General features: G+C 54.9%; 25 protein-coding genes and 1 riboswitch. Of the genes, 13 read left to right on the forward strand and 12 right to left on the reverse strand.

The genetic code is table 11. From position 1 onward, the window contains the following. Nucleotides 1-57: 57 nt before the first annotated feature. Nucleotides 58-423 carry a DUF2782 domain-containing protein gene (locus ACZ5BW_RS02940; protein WP_464542358.1) on the reverse strand — a complete coding sequence of 122 codons (366 nt, stop codon included), beginning with the start codon at nucleotides 421-423 and terminating at the stop codon, nucleotides 58-60. Between the two features lie 55 nt (nucleotides 424-478). Next, nucleotides 479-1207 carry an LOG family protein gene (locus tag ACZ5BW_RS02945; RefSeq protein ID WP_464542360.1) on the reverse strand — a complete coding sequence of 243 codons (729 nt, stop codon included), beginning with the start codon at nucleotides 1205-1207 and terminating at the stop codon, nucleotides 479-481. Between the two features lie 21 nt (nucleotides 1208-1228). Here ACZ5BW_RS02945 and polA point away from each other — a divergent pair, with 21 nt between their 5' ends. The 5 genes from polA to rplS all read left to right on the forward strand — a co-directional run bounded on the left by polA (nucleotide 1229) and on the right by rplS (nucleotide 6080). Further along, the gene (polA, locus tag ACZ5BW_RS02950) at nucleotides 1229-3946 is read left to right on the forward strand and encodes a DNA polymerase I (RefSeq protein WP_464542362.1); all 2718 of its coding nucleotides are present in this window, start codon (nucleotides 1229-1231) and stop codon (nucleotides 3944-3946) included. Between the two features lie 107 nt (nucleotides 3947-4053). Continuing rightward, nucleotides 4054-4317: a 30S ribosomal protein S16 gene (gene rpsP, locus ACZ5BW_RS02955; RefSeq protein ID WP_464542364.1), complete on the forward strand. Its 264-nt coding sequence runs from the start codon at nucleotides 4054-4056 to the stop codon at nucleotides 4315-4317. 22 nt (nucleotides 4318-4339) lie between these two features. Continuing rightward, nucleotides 4340-4846: a ribosome maturation factor RimM gene (rimM, locus tag ACZ5BW_RS02960; protein WP_464542366.1), complete on the forward strand. Its 507-nt coding sequence runs from the start codon at nucleotides 4340-4342 to the stop codon at nucleotides 4844-4846. Nucleotides 4847-4848: 2 nt separating this feature from the next. Continuing rightward, nucleotides 4849-5619, forward strand: a complete 771-nt coding sequence (gene trmD / locus ACZ5BW_RS02965) for a tRNA (guanosine(37)-N1)-methyltransferase TrmD (protein ID WP_464542368.1) — start codon at nucleotides 4849-4851, stop codon at nucleotides 5617-5619. 53 nt (nucleotides 5620-5672) lie between these two features. After that, a complete protein-coding gene (gene rplS / locus ACZ5BW_RS02970; RefSeq protein ID WP_464542370.1) occupies nucleotides 5673-6080 on the forward strand; it encodes a 50S ribosomal protein L19 in 408 nt (135 codons plus the stop codon). 317 nt (nucleotides 6081-6397) lie between these two features. Here the strand turns inward: rplS and ACZ5BW_RS02975 are convergent, their stop codons facing one another. From ACZ5BW_RS02975 to ACZ5BW_RS02995, 5 genes are all read right to left on the reverse strand, one after another. Continuing rightward, nucleotides 6398-7126: a c-type cytochrome gene (locus ACZ5BW_RS02975; protein WP_464542372.1), complete on the reverse strand. Its 729-nt coding sequence runs from the start codon at nucleotides 7124-7126 to the stop codon at nucleotides 6398-6400. Further along, nucleotides 7123-7596, reverse strand: a complete 474-nt coding sequence (locus ACZ5BW_RS02980) for a DUF411 domain-containing protein (RefSeq protein WP_113066548.1) — start codon at nucleotides 7594-7596, stop codon at nucleotides 7123-7125. Before ACZ5BW_RS02980 ends, ACZ5BW_RS02975 begins: the two co-directional genes overlap by 4 nt. Beyond that, nucleotides 7593-8057, reverse strand: a complete 465-nt coding sequence (locus ACZ5BW_RS02985) for a cupredoxin domain-containing protein (RefSeq protein WP_464542374.1) — start codon at nucleotides 8055-8057, stop codon at nucleotides 7593-7595. The genes ACZ5BW_RS02980 and ACZ5BW_RS02985 overlap by 4 nt, the downstream gene beginning before the upstream one ends. A gap of 183 nt (nucleotides 8058-8240) precedes the next feature. Continuing rightward, nucleotides 8241-9212, reverse strand: a complete 972-nt coding sequence (locus tag ACZ5BW_RS02990) for a CorA family divalent cation transporter (protein WP_464542376.1) — start codon at nucleotides 9210-9212, stop codon at nucleotides 8241-8243. Nucleotides 9213-9257: 45 nt separating this feature from the next. Then, nucleotides 9258-9449: a hypothetical protein gene (locus tag ACZ5BW_RS02995; RefSeq protein ID WP_464542378.1), complete on the reverse strand. Its 192-nt coding sequence runs from the start codon at nucleotides 9447-9449 to the stop codon at nucleotides 9258-9260. A gap of 163 nt (nucleotides 9450-9612) precedes the next feature. Here ACZ5BW_RS02995 and ACZ5BW_RS03000 point away from each other — a divergent pair, with 163 nt between their 5' ends. The 8 genes from ACZ5BW_RS03000 (at nucleotide 9613) to ACZ5BW_RS03035 (ending at nucleotide 14265) form a co-directional block, all read left to right on the forward strand. Beyond that, nucleotides 9613-9867, forward strand: coding sequence for a hypothetical protein (locus tag ACZ5BW_RS03000; protein WP_464574182.1), 255 nt, complete (start codon nucleotides 9613-9615; stop codon nucleotides 9865-9867). Between the two features lie 194 nt (nucleotides 9868-10061). Beyond that, nucleotides 10062-10295: an AbrB/MazE/SpoVT family DNA-binding domain-containing protein gene (locus tag ACZ5BW_RS03005; protein WP_464542382.1), complete on the forward strand. Its 234-nt coding sequence runs from the start codon at nucleotides 10062-10064 to the stop codon at nucleotides 10293-10295. Beyond that, a complete protein-coding gene (locus ACZ5BW_RS03010; protein WP_464542384.1) occupies nucleotides 10282-10698 on the forward strand; it encodes a PIN domain-containing protein in 417 nt (138 codons plus the stop codon). Before ACZ5BW_RS03005 ends, ACZ5BW_RS03010 begins: the two co-directional genes overlap by 14 nt. A 294-nt stretch (nucleotides 10699-10992) precedes the next feature. Continuing rightward, entirely contained in the window at nucleotides 10993-11106 is a 114-nt protein-coding gene (locus ACZ5BW_RS03015) for a recombinase family protein (protein ID WP_464543641.1), read from the forward strand. A 393-nt stretch (nucleotides 11107-11499) separates the two neighbouring features. Then, nucleotides 11500-11772 carry a type II toxin-antitoxin system RelB/DinJ family antitoxin gene (locus ACZ5BW_RS03020; protein ID WP_464542386.1) on the forward strand — a complete coding sequence of 91 codons (273 nt, stop codon included), beginning with the start codon at nucleotides 11500-11502 and terminating at the stop codon, nucleotides 11770-11772. Next, the gene (locus ACZ5BW_RS03025) at nucleotides 11759-12040 is read left to right on the forward strand and encodes a type II toxin-antitoxin system YafQ family toxin (protein ID WP_464542388.1); all 282 of its coding nucleotides are present in this window, start codon (nucleotides 11759-11761) and stop codon (nucleotides 12038-12040) included. The genes ACZ5BW_RS03020 and ACZ5BW_RS03025 overlap by 14 nt, the downstream gene beginning before the upstream one ends. A gap of 204 nt (nucleotides 12041-12244) precedes the next feature. After that, a riboswitch (yybP-ykoY riboswitch) is annotated at nucleotides 12245-12415 on the forward strand. 8 nt (nucleotides 12416-12423) lie between these two features. After that, nucleotides 12424-13005 carry a TMEM165/GDT1 family protein gene (locus tag ACZ5BW_RS03030; protein WP_464542390.1) on the forward strand — a complete coding sequence of 194 codons (582 nt, stop codon included), beginning with the start codon at nucleotides 12424-12426 and terminating at the stop codon, nucleotides 13003-13005. Nucleotides 13006-13047: 42 nt separating this feature from the next. Further along, the gene (locus ACZ5BW_RS03035; protein ID WP_464542392.1) at nucleotides 13048-14265 is read left to right on the forward strand and encodes a hypothetical protein; all 1218 of its coding nucleotides are present in this window, start codon (nucleotides 13048-13050) and stop codon (nucleotides 14263-14265) included. Nucleotides 14266-14340: 75 nt separating this feature from the next. Here the strand turns inward: ACZ5BW_RS03035 and ACZ5BW_RS03040 are convergent, their stop codons facing one another. The 5 genes from ACZ5BW_RS03040 to ACZ5BW_RS03060 all read right to left on the reverse strand — a co-directional run bounded on the left by ACZ5BW_RS03040 (nucleotide 14341) and on the right by ACZ5BW_RS03060 (nucleotide 18440). Further along, entirely contained in the window at nucleotides 14341-14604 is a 264-nt protein-coding gene (locus ACZ5BW_RS03040) for a DUF167 domain-containing protein (RefSeq protein ID WP_464543642.1), read from the reverse strand. Nucleotides 14605-14659: 55 nt separating this feature from the next. Continuing rightward, complete coding sequence (locus tag ACZ5BW_RS03045; RefSeq protein ID WP_464542394.1) at nucleotides 14660-15241, reverse strand: YggT family protein; 582 nt, start codon at nucleotides 15239-15241, stop codon at nucleotides 14660-14662. Nucleotides 15242-15304: 63 nt separating this feature from the next. Beyond that, on the reverse strand, nucleotides 15305-16120 hold the full coding sequence (gene proC, locus ACZ5BW_RS03050; protein ID WP_464542396.1) for a pyrroline-5-carboxylate reductase: 816 nt from the start codon (nucleotides 16118-16120) through the stop codon (nucleotides 15305-15307). Nucleotides 16121-16134: 14 nt separating this feature from the next. Next, a complete protein-coding gene (mutM, locus tag ACZ5BW_RS03055) occupies nucleotides 16135-16953 on the reverse strand; it encodes a bifunctional DNA-formamidopyrimidine glycosylase/DNA-(apurinic or apyrimidinic site) lyase (protein WP_464542398.1) in 819 nt (272 codons plus the stop codon). Between the two features lie 161 nt (nucleotides 16954-17114). Continuing rightward, the gene (locus tag ACZ5BW_RS03060) at nucleotides 17115-18440 is read right to left on the reverse strand and encodes a GldG family protein (protein ID WP_464542400.1); all 1326 of its coding nucleotides are present in this window, start codon (nucleotides 18438-18440) and stop codon (nucleotides 17115-17117) included. Nucleotides 18441-18442: the final 2 nt, after the last annotated feature.

Below are 18442 nucleotides of genomic sequence, written 5' to 3' on the forward strand. Positions count from 1 at the left end.
GGAGCGGGAAAGTAAGGCAGAAGCAGTTTAATCAGGCGCAATGGCTGTCCTGGGAAATCAGAACTCGCGTATCACCCACATCGGAGGGCGAATACGCTGGTCCAGACCACCTGTATCGTGGGTGGAAAAAGTGCCGTCGCCGCGATTGTCGATCAGGTAATACGGAAGCCCTATGCGCGGTATGACCTTGATCATGTAGAGGCGTCCATTGAGGCGATATTCCTCGATCTGGTCCTCTCCCCGCTTGGTGATGGTAACCTGCGGTTCAAGCGATTCTTCCTCGTCCTCGATGCCGGGTGAAGGCAGCGATAATTCCGGGGGTTCCGGGACTTCCGGTATGGGTCGCAGATCCTTGGGCTGATTGGATTGCGCCGCCGCCGGTAGTACAGAACTCAATAACAGTGCAACAACGATACGACGCATGGCGCCTCCCGGCGGGTCAGGTCAATACGTCATTCTATCCGAAATGCCCTGGCTGTTATAGATTGAGTTGAATTTCCCGTTCCGCGGCGGAAGGCTCGAAGCCGCGCGTCTCGTAATACTTGAATATCGCATCCACCACCTCCGCCGGCTCGTCGATTACCTGGATCAGGTCCATATCTTCGGGGGCGATCATGCCCTCCGCAACGAGCACATTCTGCAGCCACTCGAGCATGCCGCGCCAGAAATCCGAACGAACCAGGATAATGGGCATCCTGCGGGTCTTCCCGGTCTGGACCAGTGTCAGCGCTTCCATCAGTTCGTCCAGCGTGCCGAATCCGCCGGGCAACACCACATAGGCTGTCGCGAGTTTGATGAACATGTATTTGCGCGCAAAAAAATGGCGAAACGTCTGGCTGACATCCTGATAAACATTCCGGTGCTGTTCGTGCGGCAACTGGATATTCAGTCCGATACTGGGAGATTCGCCATAATAGGCTCCCTTGTTCGCAGCTTCCATGATGCCCGGACCTCCACCGGAAATGACGGAAAAGCCTGCATCAGAGAGTTGCCGTGCAATCTGCTCGGTTAACTCATAGTAGGGATGATCAGGGAGGGTGCGGGCACTGCCGAAAATGCTAACCGCGGGCATGACGGCGTGGAGGCGTTCCGTTGCCTCGACAAATTCTGCCATAATCCCGAACACGCGCCAGGATTCACGTCCTGACCACGCCTTCTCCCGGAAATCGTTTGTCATGGTGCGGACTGCTTTGTTTTTCAGGCTCATCGGAAAACCTTTGGAAGTTAAATGAAAACACTACTGCTGGTCGATGGTTCATCTTATCTGTATCGCGCTTTTCACGCGCTGCCCGATTTTCGCAACCGCAATAACGAGCCAACCGGTGCAGTCTATGGCGTGCTGAATATGCTGCGCCGCTTGCACAAGGATTATCAGGCCGATTATAGCGCTTGCGTATTTGATGCAAAAGGCAAGACTTTCCGTGATGAGCTCTATGCCGAGTACAAGGCGAACCGGCCATCCATGCCCGACGAGCTAGCCGCCCAGATTGCGCCGCTCCTGGAATGCATAAATGCGATGGGATGGCCGATGCTTTCTGTGGAAGGAGTAGAAGCGGACGATGTGATCGGCACGCTGGTCAAGCAGGCGGAATGCGAGAACATGCGCTGCATCATTTCGACTGGCGACAAGGACATTGCACAACTGGTGAATCCACGGGTGACTCTCGTCAATACCATGACGAATGAAACGCTCGACGAAGCCGGTGTGCTCGGACGTTTCGGCGTACCCCCGGAACGCATGCTTGATTACCTGGCGCTGGTGGGCGACGCGGTCGACAACATTCCCGGTGTAGCGAAAGTGGGACCGAAAACCGCGGTGAAGTGGCTCAACCAATATGGGACACTCGATAACCTGATTGCCCACTCTCGCGAAATAGGCGGCGTAATCGGGGAGAATCTGCGCAATGCGTTGGACTGGTTGAGCAGATCGCGGCAGCTGCTCTCCATCAAGTGCGATGTTTCGTTGCCGGTCAACCTGCATGATCTCGGACTCCAGCCCCTAAACACAGTAAAGCTCGCGGAGTTGTACGAGCGGCTGGATTTCAAGAGCTGGTTGCGCGAGTTGCAGCAGGAATCCCAGGCGGGAGGAGATGCTGATGCGCTTTCTGCGGGTTCAGCCCATGCAGGCTCGAATCTGGTGCAGGCCGATTATCAGGCCATTCTTACCTCGGAGCAGCTTGATGAGTGGATGATGCGAATCGCCGGCGCGCCGGTCGTTTCGCTCGACACCGAAACGACTGGGCTCGATCCGATGCGCGCCGAACTGGTGGGTATCTCGTTTTCCGTGGAACCGCATCAGGGGGGATATGTACCGCTGGGGCATCGTTATGCTGGCGCTCCCAGCCAGTTGCCGCTCGACTTTGTACTCGAAAAGCTCAAACCCTGGCTGACAGACGCCACCGCTCCAAAACTGGGACAGAACCTGAAGTTTGACAGGCACGTGTTCGCCAACCACGGCATCGGGTTGAAAGGAATCGTTCACGACACGCTGCTGCAATCCTATGTCTTTGAATCCCATCGCCCGCACGATATGGACAACCTTGCGCTGCGGCATCTGGGGATCAAAACCATCAGCTATGATGAAGTCACCGGCAAGGGAGCGGCCCGGATAAGTTTCGATCAGGTGGATATCGAACGCGCTGCGCAGTACGCGGCCGAGGATACGGATATCACGCTGCAGCTGCACCAGCATCTGTACGCTGAAGTTGGCAACGATGCAAAGCTCGACCATATCTATCGCACGCTGGAAATGCCCGTGATGGATGTCTTGTTCGAGATGGAGCGCAACGGCGTGCTGTTGGACCTCAAATTGCTGGAAACGCAAAGCCGCGAGCTCGGTGAGAAAATGCTGGCGCTGGAGGAGCGCGCCTGCACCATTGCCGGGTTGCCATTCAATCTGAATTCACCCAAACAGATTCAGGAAATCCTGTTTGAAAGACTCAAGCTGCCTGTCATAAAAAAAACACCGAGCGGCGTTCCTTCCACCGATGAAGATGTGCTGCAAAAACTTGCACTCGATTATCCGCTTGCCAGGGTTCTGCTGGATTATCGCGGTCTTGCCAAACTCAAGTCCACTTACACTGACAAGCTGCCGCGCATGGTGCATCCCGTTACTGGAAGAGTGCACACCAATTATGCCCAAGCCGTCGCGGTAACGGGCAGGCTCGCCAGTAACGAACCGAACCTGCAGAACATACCCATTCGCACTGCCGAAGGGCGGCGTATCCGGGAAGCATTCATCGCGCCGGCCGGGCACAGGATCGTTTCCGCGGATTATTCACAGATCGAATTACGCATCATGGCGCACATTTCACAGGATGCCGGACTGCTCAAGGCCTTCGCACAAGGGGAAGACATCCATCGCGCCACAGGTTCCGAGATATTCGGCGTTCCTCTGGAGGCAGTGAGCAGCGAACAGCGCAGATATGCAAAAATCATCAATTTCGGCCTGATCTACGGCATGTCGGAATTCGGGCTCTCGACGCAGCTCGGCATCGAGCGGGCCGCCGCCAGAGCCTATATGGACCGCTACTTTGCCCGCTATCCCGGAGTGGCGGACTACATGCAGCGGACGCGAAAAACCGCAAGGGAAAACCGCTATGTGGAGACTGTCCTGGGGCGGCGGCTTTGGTTGACGGAGATCAACAGTTCCAACGGCATGCGCAGACAGGCGGCGGAACGCGCAGCGATCAATGCGCCCATGCAGGGTACTGCCGCGGATATCATCAAGCTCGCGATGATAGAAGTGCATGACTGGCTGCGGCGGCATGACCTGCGCAGCAAACTCATCATGCAGGTCCATGACGAACTGGTATTGGAAGTGCCGGAAAATGAAATCGAGACGATAAAGCGCGAGCTGCCGCTGCTCATGAGCAACGTGGCGCAACTTCAGGTCCCGTTATTGGTGGAGGTAGGCATCGGGCCAAACTGGGAGCAGGCACACTGACCGCATGCGTGAGAGAGCGGGAAGGAGAGAAGTATTACTTGCTAAATCCCTGAAAATTGCCGTAAAATCACACCCTTTTCGGTTTTGGACCTCCATAGGCAATTTACATGGTCATTATTCGACTGGCGCGAGGCGGCGCAAAAAAACGCCCGTTTTTCAATATGGTCGTAGCAGATTCACGCAATGCGCGTGATGGCAAGTTTATCGAGCGTGTCGGTTTTTATAATCCGCGGGCAGCCGGGGGTGAGGAATCGTTGCGTGTCAAGCTGGATCGCGTCACCTATTGGCAATCAAAAGGCGCCCAATTGTCAGATACCGTGGGAAAGCTGGTCAAACAGTTTGATTCCAGGCAAGAAGTCGCAGGAAGCTGAACCGGGCCAATTAGCCGAACCAATGGTGATAATGGGCCGCGTTGCCGGTCCCTATGCGGTAGCCGGCTGGATCAAGGTTTTTCCCTATACTGAATATGTGGATGGCTTGCTGGATTACCCGGACTGGTGGCTGGGCAGCGAGGGCGGCAAATGGCACAAATTCAAAGTGATCGAGGGCGAGGTTCACGGTAACGTATTGCTGGCTTCACTTGAACGATGTGCGGACCGTGACGCGGCTGCGCGGCTGAAGGGGCTGAAGATCGCCATTCCCCGCAAGCTGTTGCCGGCATTGCCGGAGAGCGGCGAGGAAGGTTATTACTGGTCGGATCTCATCGGGCTTGAGGTCATCAATTTGCAGGGCGAGGTGCTGGGTAAGGTGACAGGGCTGCTGGAAACCGGAGCGAACGATGTGCTTCAGGTGAAAAATCCGGGAGAAACCGAAAGACTGATACCTTTCATTGGCCAGGTGATCATCAAAGTGAATCTGGCAGCCGGTCGGATTACGGTGGATTGGGGTCAGGACTACTGATCATGACGTTCGATTTCGACGTTGTCACCCTGTTCCCCGAAATGTTCAATGCTGTAACCAGGTATGGGGTAACCGGGCGGGCGAATGAAAATGCCATTTATCGCCTGTATACCTGGAATCCGCGGGAATTTACCGAGGACAATTATCGCAGGGTGGACGACCGGCCCTATGGGGGCGGACCTGGCATGGTAATGCTGGCGGAGCCCCTGGAAAAAGCGATAACCGCTGCCAGGGAAAGGCAAAGAGCCTGTGGTATCAGTAACACGAGAGTAATTTATCTGTCACCTCAGGGAAGACCCCTGAACCAGGACGTGGTGACGGAGTTAAGCGAATTGCCCGCATTGGTGCTGCTGGCAGGCCGTTATGAAGGAGTGGATGAGCGGCTGATCGAACGTCAGGTGGACTATGAGATTTCCATAGGAGATTATGTCGTATCCGGCGGTGAACTGGCATCGATGGTGCTCATGGATTGCCTGGTGCGGCAGTTGCCCGGCGTATTGGGAGATCCGGAATCCGCGAACCAGGATTCCTTTACAGCAGGTTTGCTGGATTTTCCCCACTATACTCGGCCGGAAGTCTATTGGGGAAGCGTAGTGCCCGAGGTTTTATTGTCCGGAAATCACGCCAGAATTGAACGCTGGCGGCTACAGCAGTCCTTGGGAAGGACATGGTTGCGGCGGCCTGACCTGCTGGCATTGAAAATGGAGAAGGGCCTCACCGCGGAAGAGCGGAAGTTGCTGGAAGAGTTCCAGCACGCATACCAAGCGAATTGAGTGCCAATTGGAAGTTACTGAAACGCAAGGAATATAAGGCAAGGAGTCACGAAATGAATCTGATCGAGCAACTTGAAAGCGAAGAAATCAGCCGCCTAGGCAAGACAATTCCCGATTTTGCCCCTGGAGATACGGTTGTCGTCAACGTCAAGGTGGTGGAAGGAGACCGAAAACGCATTCAGGCGTACGAGGGTACCGTCATTGCCAAGCGTAACCGTGGTCTCAATTCTGCCTTTACCGTGCGCAAGGTATCCAGCGGTGAGGGAGTGGAAAGGACTTTCCAGACGTATTCTCCCCTGATTGCGAGCATAGAGATCAAACGCCGCGGTGCAGTGCGTCGCGCCAAACTTTATTACCTGCGTGATCGCTCCGGCAAATCTGCTCGTATTCGCGAAAAACTGCCGGCTCGCGCTTCAGCCAGGAAGGCAGAAAACGGAACGCAAAAGACCGGACAGGCCTAAGCCATTAAACCGGTTTCAAGGAACCGCCGAGCAGGTCCTCAGCGGTTCCTTTCTGCACAGGGCGCTCGCAGGGCGCCTTGTGCACGGTTACTCTCGTTCATGCTCTTGTGCGCTACGCACGTTCGTCACTCGGTGTCTCGTCATTCAGGATTGATCCGGAATCCGGCAAAGGTAGCGAAGGTAAGAGACAGCCAAGGCAGAACGGGCTGTAGCATAGCAATCCAGCGAATTTCGGCCATCGAATTCAGATCATGTCAGGGACTAAGGGTCAGGGCTTTCAGTCCTGACCCTTAGTCCCACTCTTCGCCTGTCAGCGCTTAATTCTGCTTCGGCTTCGGCTTGTTTTCGATTTCCTGGTACCAGATATCATAAACCTCATCGGGCCAGAGCGATTTGATCCAGACGATCACGTCCCCGATCTGCTGGTCTGTCAGTTTTCCCTTCCAGGCAGGCATGGTGCCATCCACGCTGCCATCCTGAATCATTTTTTCCAGCGTTTCCGTTGAGTGATGCCAAGCGTGAGCGCTGCCATCCAATGGCGGTGGAGGATACCGGCCATCCGGTCCCGGAGTACGCCAACCTGGCGTAGCTTCACCGTTCGGTCCGTGACAACTTGCACAATTCTTTCGATAAGTCTCTTCGCCGCGCTTGATTTTTTCCGGCGCCAACTTGCGTGCGGCGAGGTTTTTAGGCTGCTCCACCTGAGCAGCGGCAGGCGGGGTTGGTTCAGCCGGAACCGTACCGGATTCCGCGGCAGGAGGTGCGGAAGACGCCGGTGGTGCCTCAGGTGGCGCAGTCTCTGTGGCGGAAGGCGGGGTAGCTGCCGGAGTGGTTGCGGATGGCGAGGCGAGCTGCTTCGGCTCGCCGCATCCTGCGATCAGTCCAATCGTCATACTTGCCAGGAGCAATAACCGCATATTCATGATTGTCCGGCTCTCATGCCTGTCACTTTTCCGGTTACCGCCACAGCTATTGCCCAGAATGCCGGAACCCGCAAGCTTCTTATCGCATACCTCACTATCGCTCGATGGTCTGAAGCTCCTCATTTGAGTCTCATCACAGATGCTTTCGGATCAGAGGGAAGATGACGGCTGTAAATCGATGTGACCCCCTGTTTGTTGATCAGAAGTACATCGTACGGATCGTTACGCTCGCCTTCCATTCCAGGGGAGCCATGCGGCATGCCGGGAGCGGTCAGGCCGATGGCGCTGGGACGCTCCTTGAGAAGTCGTTTGACATCTTGTGCAGGCACGTGTCCTTCAATTGCATAGCCGTCGACCAGCGCAGTGTGACATGAACCGAGTACAGGGGCGATGCCCGCCTGCTCACGGGCTTCCTTGTTGCCTACATCATGAGTATTCACGGTAAATCCATTGGCGCGCATATGATCGACCCACTTCGCGCAGCACTTGCAGGTGGAACTTTTGTAAACGTCAACTGTTGCGGAAGCATAAGCGCCGCCCGCAAAGGCAGCAAACATGATTCCAGCTAATACTGCGTGTCTCGATATTTTCATTTCGCTCCTACTTTGATTGTGCCTTTCATACCTGGGAAATTCATACCTTTGAAGTGGCCGGGCAGCGGGCAGGCAAAATCCACTACGCCTGCTTCCGTGAAATGCCACACCAGCTCCCCGGTCTTACCCGGCTCGATCGAAACCATATCCGGCTGGTCCGGATGCGCATGGTCAGGGTGTTTTTTCAGCATTTTACCATGCTTATCAATTTCTTCCGCAGTGCCGATCATCATCTCGTGCTTTTTCTTGCCTAGGTTCGTAATCAGAAATTTTATGGTTTCACCTTGTTTCACCTTGATCTCGTCAGGTTTGAAGCGATTATCCACCGCAGTTATTTCAACGATCCGGGAAGCGTGACTGGGGTCGCCCGGCTTCCCGATGGCTTCCGTTTCCTCCTGAGCAAGGGCGCCGATCGAAACCAGGCCGAAGCTTAAAGCAGATGCGATCAGAACCTTTTTCATGAGATTTTCTCCTTTCTATGTGAGATCCCGCTTAGCCCTCTTCAGGCAAACCGTCTTTTTATTCTTATTTGCAAGTCCAATATAGCAAAATAGCAAAAAAATGCCCGCCCGCGCGATAGACCGAAAACGCGGTTTTGGAGTTCCGCAGAGCACCTGTTATCCGCTTTGCGTATGGTCGCAATCTTATCGCAACCATCCCTTGCGTTTTATGTATATAAGTGGCAGCAGCGCAGCCGATACCGTCAACCCCATCGAATAAATGAATCCGTATTCCCATGCGAGTTCCGGCATTACGGCGAAGTTCATGCCGTAGAAGGTGCCCACCAGCGTGGGTGGCAGGAAAACCGCGGTGATGATGGTGAAGACCTTGACGATCTGGTTCTGCTTGATGTTGAGAATATTCGTGACCGCATTCTGCAGATACCGCACCTTCTCGTGCTCGAAGTAGGCATGCTCCTTTACGCCGGCCACGTCTTCGGCCAGTTCCGTGGTCAATACCTGCAGCTCTGCCTCCGCCACGTTATCGATCTCGCCACTCAAGTAACGCACGGTGCGCGCCAGCGACAACTGCGCTTCCAGGCAGCGCGAAATAATATCTTCCTTTTCATTCAGGTCTTGCATGGTCTCTATCAGGTCAGGCACACCCAGTTCCCTGCCCTGCGCGTTATATCCATCCGATATTTCGGAAATCTCTTCTGCACTTCGCTCCAGTTCATCCGCGAGACGATCTATTACCGTATCCGCGCTGTCATTGGCCACCTGCAGCAATAGTCGAAGTACCGATTTCGGATTCCGGGCATGATTCGGCCTGCGATTCATGCGCTGCAATGCTGTGTCGAACGGGTGGAAATCGGGATCCTGGCAGAGAATCGCGACCAGTTGCTCGCCCAGCATGAAAGTTACATCGCCAAAGCTCGGCGTCCCGTTGCTGCCCAGACGAAGGAGTTTGGCGCGCATGTACATGAAGGCGCCATCATCGGAGACGCTGCCTGCCTGCCGCGTGGTGTCTATTCCGAAGCGCTGCTTCAGACACACAATATCCTCGGGCGTCGGCGCATTGATCTCCAGCCAGACAACCTGCTCGTCGCCCTGCCGCCGCGGCAGGCCGTGAATGACGCAGAGTGAGTGATTATCCCTCACAACACTGCGAATCATGACGAACTCTCCTCTTTATGGTGGTGGTACCGCCCAGGTTTCAGTTTATTTTTCTGCTTCGGCTTTTTCCCGATGGGAAGGCGACATGGAAGATGTGGCCGCTGTCTGCTCCGACGGCTGTATGTAGTGCACGACGGTCATAACGAGTGCGAGCAACAGGTACAGCGCGATCACGGCCAGGATGACCTCGTTCTCGAGACTCCTGTTGTCACGCTGTGAGAGATTCTTTCTGAACATGGGGTACTCCTCGTTCATTTCATTGGTAAATATTTAATGCAAAATGCCTTTCTCCCGCAAACCTGGTTCATGCACGATATAAATCCAGATTAGCAGAATCACGGTGAGTTTCCGGCAGAGCCGTTACCTAACCTGCCGGCTCAAACGGAATTGCCGCAATGCGTTGGATAATCTCGTCGCTATCGGATTCTTACAGGGATACAGCTTCAAGGGTGACAACGTAATCGTACAGCGATCATCCCGCAAATTGAAGGCTAGAGGCACGGCTTCCGAGACACAAGGCTCGCGTATATCAACAGCGGGGGAGGGAAGGATGACATTCGAGGAAGAGGCGATATGGCTATCCAAGGCCGTGATGAAGCTGGACGATAAAGGATTCATTCAAGCATTCGGAGAAGCGCCTCCGTATGTCAATTGAAATGCGCTCCGTCCCCAGAAGCGCGAAAACGTTACCCTCGCATATTCCAAAGAAATGCGCGTCTGAACAAAAGCGCGAACAACATGGCAAGCCACATCGGGCCTACTCGTAACTGGAACGAAATCTACGTGGCGACAAATTGATCCTGTTATGAGATATACTTTTTCATCGTGTATATCCATACGAGGGGTTCTATGCAAGTCTCGAAATGGGGCAACAGTCTGGCGATTCGTCTGCCTGCTTCCGTTGTTGAAGCGTTGAGCCTGCGTGAGGGAGATAACATCGAGGTCATCATAGCCAGCGACAGAGTATTCGAGATCAAGAAGAAGCCCGACACAGAAGCGCTCCTTGAGCGGTTACGCAAGTATCGCGGCAAGCTACCGGCAGATTTCAAGTTTGACCGCGAAGAAGCAAATGAGCGTGACTAGCTTCATCGATACCAATGTCCTGCTATATCTGCTCTCCGCAGACACAGCCAAGGCAGCCCGCGCCGAAGAAGTTGTGCGTACTGGCGGCACGATCAGCGTACAAGTCCTGAATGAAATGGCTAACGTGATGCGCCGCAAGCTCTCCATGCCATGGCGCGAGGTCAACGAAGTGCTCACCCTGGTCCGCTCGATGTGCCCGTGTGAATCGTTGACCCTGGAGATACATGATCGGGGACTGCTGGTGGCAGAGCGTTACGGCTTGAGTGTCTACGATGGGCTGATCGTGGCAGCCGCGCTGGTCTCGCAGTGCGACACTTTGTACTCTGAGGACATGCAACACAGACTACTGATAGACGGGCAATTGCGAATCCACAATCCATTTGCTGATTCCAGCGTCAAATAGGGTAGGCTCGATTGCACGAATTGACAAAAAAAGACCCCCAGATTTAGGGTAAGAGTAAACCCGTTATCAGGGTCAGGCTACGATTTAGGGTACTCCCAAAACGACACATTCAGGGCAGCCCGTAAGCTGTCGGAATACGGTGGGAAAGGCGTATTTATCGACACATACCGGCTGAAGTCTCAAGATTTCAAACCGACACTTTTAACAAAAGCAGAGAACAACAATGAAAACACAGACCGTTGGATATGTCCGCGTGAGCACCGTGGACCAGAACGAACACGGCAGCTCGACGGCATCGCGCTTGACCGCGTATTCACCGACAAGGCATCGGGCAAGGACACGAACCGGCCGCAGTTGCAGGAGGCGCTGAAGTACGTGAGGGAAGGGGACACCTTCACGGTCCATTGACGATGACTCGGAACCATATATCACGATCACGCCTATAACTGTCCTGGGGACCCTGGAGAAAGGAGAGATACTGGGCCCGGTGGTGTACTCGGACGGAAGAGTTCAATGGGGAGGAGTCACATTCGCCTCAGTCGATAACTGGGCAGAAGACGTAGCAAAGCGACACGGGAAGGAAGAACAGCCAGCATGAGCATACTCCTGGCTGTCCTTGCCATCGTGGCAGTCGCCGGCCTGATCGCATCACCACCATGAGCTTTTTTGGCGGTGTCTACGCGAACGGTCCGCACTTCCCATTGTGGCCTTGATGTTCATCGCCATTCTCATTTTTGGAACAGTGTGGTAGGAAAAAGCCTGTGAGTGAATTACAATGTAATTCACATTACAGGAGGATTTATGCCCGCAAATGACCTTGTCCAAGCCAGAGTGAATAAGGAGGTAAAAGAGGAAGCTGCTGCCGTTCTGGCAGAGATTGGCCTTACGGTTTCCGATGCGATGCGCCTGCTGCTGATCAAGGTGGCGCGTGAGCGTGCGCTGCCGTTCGATCCTTTAGTTCCTGGACCAAAAACCCAAGCGGCAATGATGGAATCACTTAACGCAAAACCAGGCGATTTGCCTAGATTCAATACCGTTGAGGAATTGATGAAGGATTTGAATGCGCCAGATTGAAAGACTTGGCTCGTTTAAACGAGACTATAAGCGCGAATTGAAGGGGATGCACAGAAAAACGCTGGAAGAGGAACTGCGCCCGGTTATAGAGGGACTTGCAAAAGACGAAACTCTTCCTGGCAAATACCGCAATCATGCGCTATCTGGCACGTGGAATAATTTCTTTTTGGTTCACATCAAACCAGACCTGATTCTGATTTATAGAAAGATCGACAACGACACCCTGCATCTGGTCCGGCTTGGGTCGCATGCAGAGCTTGGACTGTGATCAATCCGCCACCGTCTCCGCATACCGCTTGTTGAAGCGCGCCATCACTTCCTGCGCTTCTGCTCGATCTCTTTCCTGCGCTCGGCCTTGTCCGGAACAGGACCTCGGACATCTTGCGCCCCACAGCATATGAGCATCGGCTTGACCAGGGCCTGTTAACAGATCCTGGCGCGCATGGACAAGGTTTTATTCGGCAAGTAGAATATTCCAGTCATCGAGGAGTAGCCTCCTTCCGTCGAATTGAAGGGCTTGCATCAACATACTTGACCGGCCCGGTCATGGTGCAAGCAGTTCCGTGCCTGGCAAGACCTTTGACCACATTGTCTCCCGAAGGCCGGGGAGAAGCGTGGTCTCGATTCTTGTCCGGCCTGGAGCGTAAGAACGTGGAAGCTTTCCTTGTTTCGGCTGGCGTTGTCGCACTCGCAGAGATTGGCGACAAAACGCAGCTTCTCGCCTTTATCCTCGCGGCAAAATTTCGCCAGCCGGTTCCCATCGTGCTCGGTATACTCGTCGCTACCCTGTTGAACCATGCCTTCGCTGCCGCAATCGGTTCGTGGATCATCACGCAACTTGGTCCCGAAACCCTGAACTGGATACTTGGCCTGCTGTTTGTCGGCATGGCGATCTGGACGCTCATTCCCGATCAGCTTGATGAAGCGCAGTCCGGAGCCGGGGGCGACGGCGCCGGTGTTTTCAGCGCCACGCTGCTGGCTTTTTTCCTTGCAGAAATGGGCGACAAGACACAAATAGCGACTGCGGCATTGGCAGCGCAGTATCAGATGTTTTCCGCGGTGGTGGCAGGCACCACGCTCGGGATGATGGTCGCGAATGTTCCCGCAGTCTATTTGGGCGAACGCCTGGCGAATCGGATTCCGGCGCGCCTCGTGCGTGGAAGTGCAGCAGCCGTATTTGCCCTTATCGGTATCGCAGTCCTGCTTGAGGCGGGCAAAAATCTGGCGCTTTGAAAGATTCCGGAAATAATCCGGCAAAAAAAGAGAACAAGACGAATGACCTTTTTCCCTACCGGACACGCGGACACCTTGCCGAAGCTCCCATGCCTGCTCCTGCCCCTGTTTCTGCTGGGCGGTTGCGCATCCCCCATTGCACTCAATCGCGCCGTCGACGCCTATGACGAAGCGACTACCGGGGCCGCCTCCAGGCAACTGCTGGTGAATATAGCGCGTGCTTATCATAATCAGCCGGTACACTTCACCGGCGTATCGAACGTTGCAGCAACGTTCGATTTCCGTGTCAGTGCCGGCGCCACCCCAGCGTTGACAGGAAATGCTGGCGGCATACTGATGCCTGTGTTTGGGGGAAGTGTGGCGGAAAATCCCACGATCACCATTGTTCCGGTAGAGGGAGAGGAGTTTGCCCGGCGTCTGCTCACCCCATTTCAGGAAAACAAACTCACGCTTTTGCTCCGTCAGCGTTTCGATATCGATCTCCTGATGCGGCTGATGGCCCAGGAAGTGCGCGTTAGTGATAACGAAGGGCGGCAGGTTTCCTATCGCAATCGGCCCTTTGATTCGCCCGGCTACGGCATGTTCAGGCGCGTGGTGCTGCATTTGTCCGCCATACAGGATCATAACCACCTCCATGCGGAGCCATTGATTCTGGAGCAGACCTGGACCATTCCCGCCGCCTCGGTGACGGCAGAAGGTTTTCAGGCTCTGCAGAAAGAGTTTTCCGTACGCTATGACGCGCGGGAAAACACCTACATCCTGGTCAAGCAGGCAGCCGGACCTATTCTCATCACCAATTATGACCCCAACATCCTCTCACCGGAGGAGCGCAAGCGCTTGAGTAATGAGGCGCGTGAATGGAGTCCCAATGATGTCGCTTTCGATATTCGCCCCAATCATTTTGGCGGGGAGTGGCACATGAAAGGGACCTTTCGTCTCCGCAGCTTTCATGCCATTCTCAATTTCCTCGGACGCACCCTGGGCGACGAGCCGGAATATCATGTGGAGAAAGACTTTCGTACACCGCCCCTCGAGGATGATGAAAATCCTGTTGCTACCATGGAACTGCTGGTGACGGATTCGGCCCCCCGGGAAGCCGATCTGTGGGTGCGCGCCTATGATCAGTATTACTCGGTACACACCCGGGGACCCCTAGCTCGCTGGAACCGGAGCGCCTTCCAGCTGCTGTATCTCCTGTTCCAGATGACGGTTACGGATCTGCCGCGCTCGGGAGTGCCAAGCATCACGATCGCAAAATAACGACAGCTTTTTGAAAGCGCTTGCCCATGGAATGCCTGATCCAGGAGCTTGCAACGATTGCGGATAGCCGAAGTATCAACCGGCACCCTGCTTCAGTAGCGTATCGGCCCCACAGGCCATCCCCTCGATTTCAACGATTTTGCGTCGCGATCTGGCCCCTTGCCTGAGTATTACCTGACGTTGAGGCACTCCAAAAACCCCAGCGAGAAATGCGAGCAAAGCAGCATTCGCGGCACCTTCTACCGGTGGGGCGGCAAGTTTGATTTTCAGGGCATCGCCGTGCGGGCCGACGACTTCAGTACGCCTTGCACCGGGCTGTATGTGCAGAGTGAGAATCAGGCGCTTCCCGGTATCATCGCTGCGATACCATTCGTCGCCTGAAGGATTTCCACCGTCAGAACAAGCGGCTGACTTCCTGCTCCATTCGCGCCGTTACAAAAAGAAGCAACTGAATGACGATCAGTACGAACAGCGGCGAGAGATCGATATTCCCGATGGGAGGAATGTGCTCGCGGATAACGCCTAGAAACGGCCGGGTAAAGCTGTCGAGCAGCGGAGCCAACGAATTGTAGGGATTAATCCACGAAAGCACAGCCTGGATGATGATCGCCACCATGATGATGTAAAGCGTCGTCTTGATGATTTCCACCAACCCCAGGAGCGCCAGCCCCCCCGCGGCAGTGCCTATGGAGTTGGAGCTGAAGCTGAGGCTGTAACCCTTCAGCATCAACACGCTCGCCAGCAGCATGACCTGAGCAATCCACGCCAGCAAAAGCGTCGCAAGATCCATGCCGCGATAACCGGGAATGACGCGCCTTGCGGGCTTGACCAGAAAATCGGTTACTGCAGTCAGGAATGACGAGAGCGGGTTTCCATACGGCGCGCGCACCAGTTGCATATAAAAGCGCAGCAGCAGCGCCAGGGAAAACAGCCCCAGCAGGGTATCGAGCAGAAATATGAGCATCTGACTGATCATGAAAGTATTATCCGTTTTTTACTGCGCAGCTTGCGCGCATGGGTTATTCTCTATTCTATTCTGTCATGTCCGGCCGAGTTCGTCGCCCATCTCGCGTGACCGCTGATATGCGACACGGATCGCCCGTATGATTCCGTTTTTGACATCGTCATTTTCCAGCGACCTTATCGCGCGTTCCGTCGTGCCGCCGGGCGATGTGACCCGCGCACGCAGAACATTCGCCTCATCCATGCTCTCACTCGCGAGCCTGGCGGCTCCAAGAAAGGTTTCAATGCTCAGTTTGCGCGTCTGGTCCGCATCCAGCCCCAACTCCTGTCCTGCCTTTTGCATGGCCTCGATGAAGTAGAATACATAAGCAGGACCGCTGCCCGAGGTGGCAGTCACTGCATCCAGCAATTCTTCGCTTTCAACCCATAGCACAGTGCCGACCGCACGCAGTATGGTCTCCGCCTCACTTTTTTCCTCATCATTCACACCCGCCATTGCATAGAGTCCGGTAACGCCGGAGCCAACCAGCGCGGGCGTATTGGGCATGGCCCGCACGATACGGGCGTGCCCGCCGAACCACTGTGAAAGGGTTTCTGCCCGAATACCGGCGGCAATCGAGATGACAAGGTTCTGTTTGAGCAGCGGCGCGAGCCCGCGCGCCACGATGGAGAGCTGCTGCGGCTTTACGGCGAGCACGATTATCCCCCTGTCGCCGGTCATGCCCCGCGCAAGTTCCGCGACCGCCTCCACGCCAAACTCACGCCGGACTCTCTCGCGTGTTTCAGCGTTGATCTCCGCTACCCGTATCTGTGCCGGTGAATAATCCTGTTGCAGCAGGCCGCCAATCAAAGCGCAAGCCATGTTGCCGCCCCCAATGAATGTAATATTCATGTATTCCAGTGAATTTATTTCTGGCAACGCGGGCAATAAAAACTCGAACGCTGCCCCTGCCTGACCTGTTCGATATTTGTACCACATTTTCGGCAAGGCTGCCCAGTTCGGCCATAAACCCAATACTGCTGCTGGAAATACCCGGGATTGCCATCGCTGCCAACGAAATCGCGCAAGCTGCTGCCACCTGCTTCTATCGCGCGCCCGAGGGTTTCCTTGATTGCCTGCGCCAATCTCGCACATCTCCTCGCTCCAATCAGGCCGGCAGCGGTTACAGGATGAATACCGGCAAGAAAGAGCGCTTCGTTTGCGTAAATGTTTCCGACGCCGACGACAATGCGGCTGTTCATCAATACCTCTTTAATGCTGGCGCTACGGTTTCGGGTTCTTCTGTACAGCAGCTTGCCGTCGAATGCTTCGGTAAGGGGCTCGGGTCCCAAGTGAGACAGTAACGGGTGGTCCGCGGCATTTCCCGCAGTCCACAGCACAGCCCCAAAGCGGCGAGGATCCCGAAAACGGAGAACCATGCCGTTATCCAGAAGCAGATCGATATGGTCGTGCTTCTGCAGGGCGATATTAGCTGCAAGGGGCAGCAATCTCAAGCTGCCAGACATGCCGAGATGCAGGATCAGCGTGCCCGCGCCGCAATCGAGCAAGAGGTATTTTCCGCGACGCGCTACCGTTCTGATTTCCAGACCGCGAAGCGTTCGCTCAAGGTCTGGCACTGGCCAGCGCAGATTCGGATTTCGTACCGTCAAGCCGGCGATCTTGCGCCCCTCGAGTTCAGAGGTGATGCCGCGACGGACAACTTCGACTTCAGGCAGTTCAGGCAATTCGAATGTCGGAATGGAATGTTGGGATAAAGGGGTCGCCGGATATGGTCAGGATATGGTCAGGATATGGTCAAGGTAGGGAGAACGTTGTCCAGGATTCAGGATTCACCGGACTGATCGGTTATTCCGTGTCCTGAGGGAAAAGCGGCGAGAAGCATTCTTTATCTTCTTTTGCGCCGCCACCATATCATCATCCCGCTTCCAAGGAAAATCAGCGGGATCACGATGAGGAATCCCCAGGCTATTATCGTCAGCGTTGGTTCCTTCAAGGTCAAGCTGTTGTCGATGGTCGTTCGTGGCTGGATAGCGATGAGGTCTTCATCGCCGGCAAGCCAGTTGACGAGATTGACGCCAAAATCAAGATTCTTGCCGTAGCCGAGGTAAGCGTTGGCGAGAAAATAACCGCTTCCGATAACGGCGACCCGCTGCTCCTGGTCATTGACCGTGCGGCTCAACACAGCCGCGATACTGACCGGGCCGGATACGTCATACATCGCATCGAATGCGATGCCGGCATTCAGATCGCCTGTTTCCACCCATCCGTTTTCTCCGGCCTCCACCAGCGAGAGGCTGTGCCATGCATCGTTTTCGTTGATTGTGATCTGGCGTGCAAAAGGAAATACCGTGAGGTAGTCAAAGTTGCGGGTGATGGGATGTTCGCCGTAGACTGCGCCTACAGAAAAAGTTACGGGTGCTTTCAGCTGCCCCGCCTGGGGGTCGATCACCACACCGGGCGTCAGAGTCAGTTCAAGTTTCTCCGCCAGTGGCTGCAATCCGTGCAAAGGTTGCTGGTCCAGCAGCCATAAAAGATTGCCGCCGCGCTCGATATACGCGAGTATTCGATCGACCTCGCCCTCGGACAGATCGGCCTGAGGCGAAGCAATGACGAGCAAGCTCGTATCTGCGGGCACTTCAGGAGTGGTGATCAGATTGAGCGGTTGAATCCTGAAGCCTTTTGCCGTCAGTTGCTGCCCAAATTCCCCGAGGTCACGATTGGCAATACCGTCCAGCCTGCGCTCGCCATGGCCGCTGAGCGTTACTACCGGCCTGCTGCCGGGGCGCATCAACCGCATCAGCAAGTTGATCAGCGCATGCTCATTGAATGTAGTCAGCCGTTCCACCCTGCCGTTATATTCGATGATCATTTCGCCGCTGCCCTCGACACCTGCCTCCCGTGCAAGCTCGGGGTGCTCGGAGGGGTCGATAAAGGTGACAGCGAAATCAGGCTTGGCATGCTGATAAGGTGTCAGAAAGTCACGAATAATCCCGGATACATTGCCAAGTTGAGCATCCTGGGGAGATATGTAGACACTCCCCAGCAGGGGACCCTCCATTTGCTTCAGCACCTCCAGGCTGGTCGGGCTCAGGCTGTTGCGTTCGTTCTGGGTGACATCCCACTGGATGCGATTCTCCCAGGCCAGGTAACCGGGCAATGCTACCAGCAGTATGAGCGATATCAAAAATGTTGCGCTTTGTGTCCAGCGCAAGC

The organism is Nitrosospira sp. TNL300 (genome assembly GCF_055385915.1).